Origin of the sequence: Neobacillus drentensis NBRC 102427, from assembly GCF_001591445.1 — a bacterium.
GTDB lineage: Bacteria > Bacillota > Bacilli > Bacillales > Cytobacillaceae > Neobacillus > Neobacillus drentensis.
In genome coordinates this window covers 99,500-112,022 of sequence record NZ_BCUX01000008.1, presented here as the reverse complement: position 1 = coordinate 112,022, position 12,523 = coordinate 99,500, and the positions used below count along the sequence as shown (strand labels likewise).

Annotated in this window: 12 protein-coding genes; 11 read left to right on the top strand and 1 reads right to left on the bottom strand. The window is 38.9% G+C overall.

The annotated features are described in order from the left end of the window. The first annotated feature begins 7 nt into the window (after nt 1-7). The 5 genes from BDR01S_RS04390 to BDR01S_RS04370 all read left to right on the top strand — a co-directional run bounded on the left by BDR01S_RS04390 (nt 8) and on the right by BDR01S_RS04370 (nt 4,470). Complete coding sequence (locus BDR01S_RS04390; protein WP_066252242.1) at nt 8-1,690, top strand: cbb3-type cytochrome c oxidase subunit I; 1,683 nt, start codon at nt 8-10, stop codon at nt 1,688-1,690. A 102-nt stretch (nt 1,691-1,792) separates the two neighbouring features. Then, entirely contained in the window at nt 1,793-2,425 is a 633-nt protein-coding gene (locus BDR01S_RS04385; RefSeq protein WP_066259808.1) for an SCO family protein, read from the top strand. A 2-nt stretch (nt 2,426-2,427) separates the two neighbouring features. Beyond that, the gene (locus BDR01S_RS04380) at nt 2,428-2,985 is read left to right on the top strand and encodes a hypothetical protein (protein WP_066252244.1); all 558 of its coding nucleotides are present in this window, start codon (nt 2,428-2,430) and stop codon (nt 2,983-2,985) included. 175 nt (nt 2,986-3,160) lie between these two features. Further along, on the top strand, nt 3,161-3,721 hold the full coding sequence (locus BDR01S_RS04375) for a LemA family protein (protein WP_374725441.1): 561 nt from the start codon (nt 3,161-3,163) through the stop codon (nt 3,719-3,721). Continuing rightward, complete coding sequence (locus BDR01S_RS04370; RefSeq protein ID WP_066252246.1) at nt 3,721-4,470, top strand: TPM domain-containing protein; 750 nt, start codon at nt 3,721-3,723, stop codon at nt 4,468-4,470. The genes BDR01S_RS04375 and BDR01S_RS04370 overlap by 1 nt, the downstream gene beginning before the upstream one ends. Before the next feature lie 64 nt (nt 4,471-4,534). Here BDR01S_RS04370 and BDR01S_RS04365 read toward each other — a convergent pair whose 3' ends face one another. Beyond that, on the bottom strand, nt 4,535-5,635 hold the full coding sequence (locus tag BDR01S_RS04365; protein WP_066252247.1) for an AI-2E family transporter: 1,101 nt from the start codon (nt 5,633-5,635) through the stop codon (nt 4,535-4,537). 172 nt (nt 5,636-5,807) lie between these two features. Here BDR01S_RS04365 and yknW point away from each other — a divergent pair, with 172 nt between their 5' ends. The 6 genes from yknW (at nt 5,808) to BDR01S_RS04335 (ending at nt 12,307) form a co-directional block, all read left to right on the top strand. Then, complete coding sequence (gene yknW, locus BDR01S_RS04360) at nt 5,808-6,479, top strand: YknW family membrane protein (protein ID WP_174523429.1); 672 nt, start codon at nt 5,808-5,810, stop codon at nt 6,477-6,479. Then, complete coding sequence (locus BDR01S_RS04355) at nt 6,479-7,609, top strand: efflux RND transporter periplasmic adaptor subunit (RefSeq protein ID WP_066252249.1); 1,131 nt, start codon at nt 6,479-6,481, stop codon at nt 7,607-7,609. The genes yknW and BDR01S_RS04355 overlap by 1 nt, the downstream gene beginning before the upstream one ends. Beyond that, the gene (locus BDR01S_RS04350) at nt 7,606-8,298 is read left to right on the top strand and encodes an ABC transporter ATP-binding protein (protein WP_066252251.1); all 693 of its coding nucleotides are present in this window, start codon (nt 7,606-7,608) and stop codon (nt 8,296-8,298) included. Before BDR01S_RS04355 ends, BDR01S_RS04350 begins: the two co-directional genes overlap by 4 nt. Further along, nucleotides 8,295-9,488 carry an ABC transporter permease gene (locus BDR01S_RS04345; RefSeq protein WP_066252253.1) on the top strand — a complete coding sequence of 398 codons (1,194 nt, stop codon included), beginning with the start codon at nt 8,295-8,297 and terminating at the stop codon, nt 9,486-9,488. The genes BDR01S_RS04350 and BDR01S_RS04345 overlap by 4 nt, the downstream gene beginning before the upstream one ends. A gap of 710 nt (nt 9,489-10,198) precedes the next feature. Continuing rightward, nucleotides 10,199-11,362, top strand: coding sequence for a tryptophan synthase subunit beta (gene trpB / locus BDR01S_RS04340; RefSeq protein WP_066252254.1), 1,164 nt, complete (start codon nt 10,199-10,201; stop codon nt 11,360-11,362). A 324-nt stretch (nt 11,363-11,686) separates the two neighbouring features. Beyond that, nucleotides 11,687-12,307, top strand: coding sequence for a YitT family protein (locus BDR01S_RS04335; RefSeq protein WP_066252256.1), 621 nt, complete (start codon nt 11,687-11,689; stop codon nt 12,305-12,307). The last annotated feature ends 216 nt before the right edge of the window (nt 12,308-12,523 follow it).

Genomic DNA, 12,523 nt, shown 5'->3' with positions numbered 1-12,523 from the left:
AAACAAGATGCAAACAGCAAAATCGCAAACATTTAAAGATAAAGCAAATAAAGTAATGGGAATAAGCAAAGAGGATGCTTTATTAACGAAATCATATATATTTGTAGCATTTGCAGCATTACTGCTTGGTGGAATTTTAGGACTTATCCAAGGACTTAACCGTGCAGGACTTTTAGAGTTGCCATCCTGGCTAAACTATTATCAAGTCCTAACAGCTCATGGTTTAATATTAGTTGTCGTATTAACTGCTTTCTTTACAATTGGCTATTTTTATGCCAGTCTTTCACATACTTTAGGAGGGCTTCTTCCAAAAGTGAGAACGATGGCATGGATTGGCTTTGGATTGAAGATTGTCGGGTTTGTTTTGGCAGTCATTCCAATCATCATGGGTGATGCATCTGTAATGTATACTTTTTATCCGCCAATGGCAGCTGCCCCAATGTTTTATATTGGGTTAGCATTAATTGTGGTTGGGGTTTGGATGTGTGCGTTCGGTGCCTTTATCCAAGTTGCGAATTGGAGAAGGAATAACAAAGGGCAGCATGTACCAATCCTTGCTTACTTTGCTACTGGTGTATTTATCCTATTATTTTTCGGTTCGGTGCCTGTAGCTATAGAAGTAATCGTTATGATTATTCCTTGGTCATTTGGCTGGGTTGAAACAATCAACGTCATGGTTGCTCGTACACTATTTTGGGCTTTTGGTCATACATTAGTTAATATTTGGTATTTAACAGCCGTTTCGGCATGGTACGTTGTAGTACCAAAAATTATCGGTGGAAAACGCTGGAGTGATACATTAACTCGTGTCGTAATTATTGGCTTGGTCGTCATGAACATTACAGGTGGATTCCATCACCAAATTATTGACCCAGGAATTGCAGAAGCAGTTAAATTTATGCATGTATTTATGAGCTTAGCCATCGGCTTCCCTTCATTAATGACAGCGTGGGCTATGTTTGCAGTATTTGAAAAGACAGCTAGAAAGCAAGGCGAAAAAGGACTTATTGGCTGGTATAAAAAAATGCCATGGGGTGATGTTCGTTTCCTAGCTCCAATGATTGCGATGATTGCTTTTATTCCAGCCGGTGCAGGTGGAATTGCTCAAAGTACCAATCAATTAGATCAGGTCGTTCATAATACGATGTGGATTGTTGGACATTTCCATTTAACACTTGGGATGTCGGTTGTAATGACATTCTTTGGGATTAGTTATTGGTTAGTTCCATATATTTCAAACCGTGTCTTAACTCCACAAATTAACAAATTAGGTGTCATTCAAACTTGGATCTGGACAATAGGTATGATATTTATGTCGGGCGCGATGCATTGGGTAGGCTTACTTGGTTCTCCGCGTAGAACTTCATTTACAACCTATGGAGACAATGCAACTGCATTAAGCTGGAGTCCCTATTTAATGTGCCTAGCGGTAGGGGGAACACTGTTAATTATTGGCGTTCTGCTTCAAGTGTATGCCGTTGTTAATATGATGTTCTTTGCACCGAAAGGAGAAACAGAATTTCCGATTGCTGAAGAAGAAGAAAATGCATCTAAAACTCCATATTGGACTGAACGCTGGGGCCTATGGATTGTTGTCATGCTATTAGTTGTTGCAATGGCCTATGTCATTCCATTAACGGAATTTATCGTCAATGCACCACCAGGGTCACCACCATATAAGACATGGTGATATAAAAGTAAAGAGATAGCTCGTTGATTTTGGGCTATCTCTTTCTACTTATTTAGAGCTAGAATGCAAGTGGAAAATCAAAAGATTTGGGAAGTGGTCTTCATGATCAAAACCTGGCATAATACATTTGCTTGTTTTCTTGTCCTTTTATTTGGATTCGGCCTATTCTATTTTGGAACCAATGGCTTTCAGGCGTTTACCGCGGAAACTGCGAGAGTAAATAAACTAATAGACGAGAAACCTAAATTTCCAGATGTAACCTTTGAAGATAGTAAGGGGCGGAAATATTCGATTGCTGAATTTGAAGATAAATATGTTTTTATTACATTTTTATATACATCCTGTACAACGGTTTGCCCGCAATTAGAAATGAACATGTCTAAAGTTTATGATAAGGTACCAACCAAATATATAGGAAAAGATGTTGTTTTTTTAAGTATTAGTTTTGATCCCACTAGAGATGATCCATCCACATTAGAAAAATACCGAGGCTATTTTAATAGTGATGGAGAAACCTGGAGGATGGCCAGAATTGCAAATCAATCAGAGTTAGATTCGTTATTAAAGGCGTTTGGGGTCATTGTGATTCCTGATGAAAACGGAAACTTTGCCCATAATTCGGCTTTTTATTTAGTGGATAAAAAAGGCAGTCTGCTTGATGTCTTGGACTATAAAAGAATGGATGAAGCTGCTAACGAGCTCATAGGGATTCTTGACAAGGAAGCGGGTGAATAGTCATGAAACAATTCCTATATGGCCTATTTATCCTTGTTTTTCTTGCGTTGCCTCCTGTCGCGAACTTAATGGAATCAGTGATGATAATACACATGCATATGCAGATGCCCTTGTTGATTATTACTGGCTTTCTATTTGCCCGCTTGTTTCAACTACGCTTTCCTCGCTTTTTTGAAAAATGGAATAGGAATGGAATCCCGGGAATTATCTTGTTTGGTGTGATCGTCACCTATTGGACAATGCCACGTTCAATGGATGAAGCCTTGACGACACAAGGGATGGAAGTTTTTAAATTTATCAGTTTACCAATATTAGCAGGCGTGCCCCTAAGGGATAGTTGGAAAAAGCTTAAACCAATTGTGAAAAATATTGTTTTTTATTTTTTTATTTTCGTGTTTTTTGGAATGGGCTGGTTATATATCGATTCCCCTGTGCAACTATGTAACAACTATCTAATCATTGAACAAATCACACTTGGCTGGGGATTTATTACAACAGCAATCTGCATGGTTATTTATTTGATCTATGTCGCCTTTGTTGACCCAACGAAATATGAATGATTAATTGAAAACAAATGAGCCCATTCCTATCCGGAGTGGGCTCTATTTCTCGTTATCTAAAACAACAAATGAAATGTATAAAAAAGTACAAATGATAAGTGTTGATTAAGGAATAATATTTAATTTTGAAATATACTAAGAAAGAAGGGACGTGATGAATTTGAAAAAAGGATATATGGTGATTGGAATCATTGTCGCGGTGATTGTTATTTTTGGTGCCATGATTATTTCCAGTTATAACTCTTTTGTCAATGTAGAAGAAAATGTAGATCAGTCCTATGCACAAATTGAAAATCAACTGCAAAGAAGACTGGATTTAATTCCAAACCTAGTAAATACAGTTAAAGGTTTTGCCTCTCATGAAAAAGAAGTAATTGCATCGATATCGGATGCCCGCGCCCGACTGGCTGGTGCGAATACACCAAATGAACAAGCAACAGCAAACTCAGAATTATCAGGTGCTTTAAGTCGATTGCTTGTTGTAGTTGAGAATTATCCAGATCTAAAAGCCAATCAACAGTTTACTCAATTAATGGATGAACTTGCAGGAACGGAAAACAGAATTTCAGTCGCACGCAAAGATTACAATGATCAAGTGGCTGTTTATAATAAGAAAATAAAGAGCTTTCCTGGTGCGATGATTGCAGGTATTACTGGATTTGATGAAAAAGAGTATTTTAAAGCGGACCCTAGTGCGCAAGAAGCGCCAAAAGTTGACTTTGGGGGCAATGAATAATGAATGCGAAACGGGTCTTCAGCCTTTTATTGGTGTTTTTCACTTTTTTTATAAGTGCTATAAATACACATGCTGAAGAAGTCCAAATTCCAGCCCCAGTTGGAGACATATATGTACAGGATTTTGCCAATGTATTAAACCAAACAGAAAGAACAGAATTAATCAATTTAGGCAGAAACATTGAGGACCAAACAACGGCACAAATCGCTGTTCTAACTGTGAGTACTATCGGGGATCGACCGATGGAAGAGTTTGCGAATGCTGCTTTTCGTCAATATGGAATCGGAAACAAAGAGAAAAACAATGGTGTATTGCTCGTCTTATCCTTACAAGAACGCAAAGTGAGAATTGAAGTAGGCTATGGACTTGAAGGCAGAATTCCGGATGGAAAATCAGGCCGAATTCTTGATGAATATGCCTTTCCATATTTAAAAAATCAACAGCCAAACACAGCTATTGTTGAAACCTATAAAGCTTTAGCAAAGGAAGTCCTTGCTGAGTATGGCAATGAAGGTGATGTTGGTAAGCAGACGCAGGCAGCAGGTGAAAAAGGATTAGGTATTCCCGGTTGGTTAATGGTCATTGTTATTATTGGCGTTGTGTTTTTAGATTTCAAGTTTTTTGGCGGAACGCTCACTTATCTTCTCTTGTCTATTATCTCCAGAGGTGGAGGCAGAGGAGGCGGTGGTGGTTCTCGAGGGGGCGGAGGCGGATCTTCCGGTGGCGGTGGTGCAGGCCGGGGATGGTGATATTCTAGCTGGAAACTCGAAAAAAACTGTTAGGAGACATTTCTCTTAACAGTTTTTTGTATTCTTAGGGCTGTTCAGTGATCGTTGCCATTTTTCGAGCTTTTAAAAACTTTAATACGTTCAAAACAATCGTCTTAACTACTGCATAAAACGGGACAGCCAAAACCATTCCCAAGATACCGGCCAAATTTCCGGCCGCCAGCAAGACAATGATGATTGTCGCAGGATGGGTATCCAGTGATTTACCGAGGATGAGCGGAGATAAGACATTGCCTTCAACTTGCTGTGCAATAACGATAATCACGATAACCAATAAGGCTTTGGTAGGTGAATCAAAAAGAGCAACAATCACCGCAGGGGCACCACCGAGTATGGGCCCGACATAAGGAATTATGTTCGTAAACGCTACAATCAAAGCCATAACTAACGCAAATGGCAAGTCAATAATCAGGTAACCAACAAAAGCAAGTGTTCCTACTGACAGAGCTACAATGACTTGTCCTTGAATATAGGAAGAAAGTGTTTCACCTGTTTCTTTTAACATCATCAACCCGGCTTCTCGATAAGTTGCAGGAAGGAATTTAGTGACTGCCTTAGGGAACTTATGTCCATCCTTAAACATATAGAACAATAAAAAAGGTACGGTTGCTAAAATGATTGCAATATTAGAGATCACACCGAGAATATTTGTAATACCGCCAGTAATTCTGTCTGGTAGGGTGTTTGCGAAGGCAATCAGTTTTTGTTTCCCAGTTTCTAAAAGGTCGTTTTGCTCGTTCATGACCCATTTGAATTCTGAGCTTCGTGATAACTTGTCAAAATACTGCATTGTTTTGTTGGCATAGTCAGGAAGCGCATTGGCAAGGGCGGTAAATTGCTCTGTAATTGCAGGGACCAAATTGACAATTGCTAATACCAGAATGCCTATAAACACGACATAAATAATGAGGATGGCAAGCAGTCTGGGTACTTTGTGACGATGAAGGAAATTAACGACAGGATTTAGCAAGAAAAAAAGAAATCCTGTAATCAGTATAGGAAAAAAAATAGTCGAGAAAAAGATGCCAATGGGCATGAATAAGAATGATATCTTTGTTGAAACAAAGATGATAGTTAAAATCAAAAGTATTTGGATTAACCCGTACTGAAATTTTCTTTTTGACATTTTATTCCCCTTTTACTTTTAATAGATAAAATTATACCAAAAACATGGAAGAGAAGCCAAACTATAGTATTTTTTTGGTGTCAGGCACCACTAGAAAAAAATGAAACTTTTGTCCTGTTTTATCGTATACTTAATAGGAATATTTTACATAAGTGGAATAGGGGTGTTAAACATGGAATTGCAAAAAGAAGTGAATATTTTGAATGAGAATCCGAAGTTATTGGGTATGTTTACAAGTCCTGGTTTGCAGTTTGAGAGGATTAAGCAAAGCCCGAAAATATGGGTACCGCTTATTACTATTAGTTTCCTCTATGTGGTCGGTATGGCTTTTATGGCACTGTCTTTGGATGCGGATACTTTAATTGAACAGGGAGTGCCAAAAGACCAGATAGATCTGGTTTTAACAATTACAAAAGTAACAGTTATGGTAACAGGAATCATTACACCGATTTTTGGAGTACTAATCAGCAGTGCTATTCAATTAGCGATTGCAAGAATTGCAAGTTCAGCGGTTTCTTTTAAACAATTACTCTCGATGAATACTTATATTATGATTATCGGGGCAACTGGTTTGATTTTAAATATGGCCATTAGCTATGCAATTGGTGGAAATCCGGAAATATATATTACTAGTTTAGCAGGGGTGCTAAATCAGGAAAAAGCTGATGTACTAAGTTCCATCGAGGTATTTGGGATTTGGTCCGTGGTGTTGACTGCACTTGGACTTAATAAAACAGCGCAATTTTCTAAAGGGCTCGCATGGACGATAGCCATCATATTCTTCCTCATTAGTATTGGCTTTGGTTTGATTGGAACTCTCTTGCAAGGAGCACCGAAGTTATAATGAAAAAGAAAACTTGGATTGCGCTTGGTGTAATTATTTTGGTCATTTCTATGATTTCTGTTAGTGTCTACCGGCAGGTTTTTACTAAGGGACCTTCCGTTAAAACCACAGAAATTAGTCAAGGGGAAATCTCTTCGCTTTTAATGATTCCTGGAACCGTGAAACTTCAGGAGGAACAAATGGTATATGCAACACCTGAAAAAGGGGAAATCAAGGAATTACTAGTCAAAGAAGGCCAGACAGTAAAGAAAGGCACTGTCCTGGCCAAACTGCAAAACGCACAGCTTGAGCTTGAAATTGAGCAAAATAAATTATCGGTCGAATCTGCAAATTTAAAGATCGACCAAATTGATAAGAAACTTGATCAATTGAAAGACAAAGAAAAGACGTTAAGTGAGCAGGTAGGAGTAGGAAAAAAGGAAGCAAAAAAACAGCTTGCTCCTGAATATGAACAGCTTGAGATGGAAAAAAAGTTAGCCAACATCGAACTAAAGCAAACAGAACTTCAAAAAGACCTGATAAGTAAAAAACAAGATGAATTAAAGATTAAGAGTACAATCGCAGGTACCGTTTTATCCGCAAAGAAGCCATCATCATCTTCGATCGAAGCAGCAAACGAGCCTATTATACATATTGGTAAGTTAGAAGGAATGACAGCATCGGGGCTTTTGTCAGAATACGACACCCTAAAAGTTAGCAGTGGACAAAAAGTGGTTCTTCGATCGGATGCAGTCCCTGGCAAAGAGTGGCAAGGCGTTATTACCAAGACTGCTATTTTACCTGAGCAAAGCCAAACGGGTTTGCAAAATGGCACCCAGGCCGTACAATATCCCGTCATCGTAAAAATTTCTGGTGATACCAAAACGTTAAAACCAGGCTTCCAAGTCATCATGGAGATTGAAACGGATAAAAAAACAGCGATGGTCCTGCCGCTAGATACATTATTTGACGATGGGGATAAGCCATATGTGTATCTTGTAAAGGATGGAAAAGCCCGTAAGCAGGATGTCAAAACCGGCATTACATCAGGGAAGAAGATTGAAATCCTTAAGGGTGTTTCAAAAGGGGACAAAGTTATTGTTAATGGACCTGATAATATTAAGGATGGGTTGGAAGTGACAGTCAAATGATCCGGCTAGAATCCATCACTAGATCGTTTTTGCTTGGAAAAGAAAGTGTCCCTGTCTTAAACGGTATCGATCTTAAGATTCACGAAGGTGAATTTGCTGCCATTATGGGTCCATCTGGTTCAGGTAAATCAACCTTAATGAATATTATTGGCTGTCTAGATAAACCGACTGAAGGAGAGTATTACCTTGGCGGTGAAAATGTATCGCATTATAATGACAAGGAATTGGCACGGGTTAGAAATCAATCAATAGGCTTTGTCTTTCAACAGTTCCATTTACTGCCGCGTTTGTCAGCTTTAAAAAATGTCGAGCTGCCAATGATTTATGCCGGAATCTCAAAAAAAGAGCGCCAGGCCCGTGCGGAAGAAGCATTAATAAAAGTCGGACTTATCGATCGAATGAACCATCTTCCTAATGCATTATCAGGGGGACAAAAGCAGCGTGTTGCGATTGCTAGAGCGATTGTCAATACACCTAAACTAATTTTAGCTGATGAGCCAACTGGAGCTCTTGATTCGAAAACCAGTAAGGACATAATGGAACAATTTAAGGAACTGAATGAGGAAGGTGTAACCATTATCGTTGTTACCCATGAATCTGAAGTGGCGGAATACGCGAACAGAACGATTATGGTTAGAGACGGAAGGATTCTGTCTCCTTCTGAGGGTGTAAGGGGGCAAATTGAATGAGTTTTATGGAAAATCTATTTATGGCATTAAGCTCCCTTAAAGCTCATAAAATGCGCAGTATTCTGACGATGCTTGGAATTATTATTGGCGTCGGTGCTGTCATCATCGTGGTAGCCATCGGGCAGGGCGGAGAGGCGATGTTAAAAACACAGATTACAGGCCCGGGGAATACAATTGAATTGTTTTATCAGCCTTCTGATGAGGAAATTCGAGCAAACCCTAATATATTTCAACAGGCTCCTTTCAAACAGGAAGATATCAGGGCGCTTGAACAAATTCCAGAAATAAAGAGTGTAGTTGCATCAAGCACTAAATTGTCGGCCATTCGCTTCCAAGAGGAAACAGGGGATGTGTCGACAACCGGTATTAATCAAGCATATCTTAAATTAAATGAGCTGAAGGTTGCCAAGGGAAGGAATTTTTCTGCTTCTGATTTTTTAGGCGGCCGGCGGGCAGGGCTAGTTAGTAATAAATTACAAGAGGAACTTTTTAAAGGGAAAAATCCAGTTGGTAATGTTGTTATGGTTGCCAACCAGCCAATCGAAATTATCGGGGTCCTTGAAAAACCAACAGGTCTCTTTGCCTTTGGTTCAATGGAGGTCTATATCCCATTCCAAACTTGGAAAACTATTTACGGTAGCAGCGATTTTACCCAAGTAACCCTGCAAGTTGCTTCAGCTGACCAATTGCAGGTGGCAGGTAAAAAGGCAGCAAAGCTTTTAAATAACCTGCATAATACGGAGAAATCTTACCAGGTTATCAATATGGAAGAAATCGCTCAGGGAGTAGGACAAATCACAAAAATTATGACCCTAATTATCGGCAGTATTGCAGGGATTTCTTTATTTGTCGGCGGGATTGGCGTCATGAATATTATGCTCGTATCGGTGACCGAAAGAACAAGGGAAATAGGAATCCGGATGGCATTGGGGGCCACACGAGGTCAGGTGTTAACACAATTTTTAATTGAATCGATGACACTGACCTTTATTGGTGGCATCCTCGGAATCTTGCTTGGGTGGGGAACGTCAACAATCGTGAGTTTCTTTGCAGGCTGGCCAGCTTTGGTGTCTTGGCAAGTAGTGTTAGGCGGAGTTCTATTTTCGATGGTCATTGGGGTTGTGTTTGGACTGCTCCCAGCAAATAAGGCTTCTAAACTGGATCCTATTGATTCCTTGAGATATGAATAAAGAGAAAATAATAGAATCTAGTGAAAAGAGTCTGCACAACCGTGCAGGCAGATTGTCGAGAAAGGGTATTTTTCTCGGCAATTTTTTATTTTATTTAAGGAAGGTAGACCAAATAAAAAGGCTATCGAAATTTTTTGATAGCCTATCTGAAACATAAAGGGTTACCTTTTGAGGTGCTTTTCATAAAATACGTACCGAAATGACAGTCGTATTGACATCGTTAATGGTATATAAAAAAGTAAAATAAGCGGAGATTTTCCGGTTATGCAAAGAAAAATCTTCCCTTTTCGAATTTTTCGAGTCAATAGGCGGAATCTCTCCGTCTATTTAAGCCTTTTTTAATAATAATTACGAATTAAGCGGAATTTTTCCGTCTATTTATTAGCTCGGGTAATTATCCTACCGCTCCCCCCAACAGATAGATGCGGATCCTCTGATCCTCAATTGCTATGTCAAAGTTAATGAAATTTCGAAGAAACCTTGATAAATAAAGAAAAGACGTATGCGATTCATACGTCAATCTTGTGTCTTTTAATAAGAAAGCACCCGAAGACGGAACCCTTTATCTGAAACAGTGCAGGCTTTTTCAATTAGTTCAGGAGAGTTAATGGTTGCAGAAAATAGACAGTATGGTAAAATAATTAAAGGAATATTCAGTTAATTAGATAGAGGCTAGTTTAAATAATAGTTTAGAAGGAGTCGAGATGAGCATGGAGAGAGTTAGTGTAGAGAAGAAAGGGTATTTTGGAGAGTTTGGCGGAAGCTTTGTACCCGAGGAGCTACAACTAGTAATGAACGAATTAGAAGAACAATTTTTCCGTTATAAGGATGATCCGGAATTTATTGAGGAATTTAAGTATTACTTAAAGGAATATATAGGCAGAGAAAATCCGTTAACCTTCGCTGAAAATTTAACCAAACAAAATCAAGGGGCAAAAATATATCTGAAACGAGAAGATTTAAATCATACGGGGGCACACAAAATTAATAATGCCATCGGTCAGATTCTTTTAGCCAAACGAATGGGTGCGAAGCGAATTATTGCTGAAACCGGAGCAGGCCAGCACGGTGTGGCAACTGCAACCGCATGTGCCATGTTCGGGATGGAATGTATCATTTATATGGGCAAGCTGGATACGGAACGTCAAGCGCTCAACGTCTTTCGAATGGAATTATTAGGAGCGAAAGTTGTACCAGTAGAAAAGGGGCAGGGCCGTTTAAAGGATGCGGTTGACGAAGCCTTAGGCGACTTGGTGCAAAACTATAAAAGTACCTTTTACCTATTAGGTTCAGCTGTGGGTCCACACCCATATCCATCAATGGTCAAACATTTTCAATCAATTATAAGTGAAGAGTCAAAGCGCCAGGTTCTTGAAAAAGAAGGCAGGCTTCCGACAGCGGTGATTGCCTGTGCAGGAGGCGGAAGTAATGCCATTGGAGCCTTTGCTCATTATATTTATGAAAAAGATGTGCGTTTAATTGGGGTAGAACCCGCGGAGGCGCCGACTCTGACTGAAGGTGTCCCAGGTGTAATCCATGGTTTTAGATGTTTAACATTACTAGATGAAAAGGGCGAGCCTAAACCAACGTATTCGATTGCTGCGGGACTTGATTATCCTGGTGTCGGACCAGAGCACAGCCATTTGAAAACAAGCGGGCGTGCTGAATATGTAACCGTAACTGGGCAGGAGGCGTTAGAGGCGTTTCAAGTGTTAAGCAAGACGGAAGGCATTATTCCTGCCTTGGAAAGTTCTCATGCTGTAGCATATGCGATAAAACTGGCTAAAGAATTGGCTACCGACGATATATTGATTGTTAACCTATCAGGTCGTGGCGATAAAGATGTGGAGCAAGTATTTAAGATGCTAAACTAGTAATCACACATAAAAGGACAAGTCGATAAAGGACTCGTCCTTTTGTAGTTTCAATAGGGGGATAGGATGACTTGGATAGTTTGTCATTTATTAAAAGTTAATGTTCTTTTTATTAAAAATCTATCTAACGTCTTGCTTCCCGAGGAATTTAAACATCCGTTTACATCTCAAGCTTGAAAATAATAGAGCCGTTAGGAGCAAAGAATAATTTGTTCCTAGCGGCTCTTTTTTTACAATTGGGGAGGTAGAGAATGTTTATCTTTTTACCGAATATATTTAATACACGTGTCACTGCATTTAAGGGCAAAAAGGGGACGAGTAAATATGAATATAAAACGCATAAAATATTATTCTGATTTTTCTAGATCAAGTGAGATCTCCCTTTTTAAACGGGCAGGGCTTATTTTTTGCGGTGTATCACTTGTTACAATTTCACTGCAACTATTTCTAGTGGGAAATTTTGTTATAGATGGAGGGATTATTGGCATAAGCATCCTTCTCTCCCATATTACAAATCAAGAAATTGGATTATATCTATTAATACTAAATACTCCCTTTTTCTTATTAGCTTATTCATTTCTAGGAAGAAGATTTTTAATGCTGAGTCTTTTTGCTATTCTTGTTCTATCATTTGGAACACACCTATTAGAGAATTTTCCTGTCATCACACACAACCCAATATTAGTGATTCTTTTTGGAGGAATTAGCTTGGGATTGGGGGTCGGAATAACGATTCGGTGTGGTGGTTGTTTAGATGGTACAGAAGTTTTAGCGATTCTTTTTAGTAAACGCAGCGCTTTTACCATAGGACAATTTATTTTATTCTTTAACTTATTCATCTTTGGAGTATCCATTACCATCCTTGGTTTTACTGAGGCTGTATACTCATTGGCAACCTATTTGATTGCGTATAAGACGATTGATATTACAATTCAGGCTCACTAATTCGGGTAGCATTTCCACTTTATTTAACGAAGTTTTTACAAATTCGATTCGGTCGATTTTCAAATAAATTTCACAAATAATTGTTATGATTTTGTGAACAATTGATACAATTCTGGCATTGTTCGACATATGCGCTTTGGAAAACGGGAAGTAGACTGATAGGTATTCTTATTTTTTATAAAACCCTGAAGTTATTGAGGAATATTGTCGAGAATG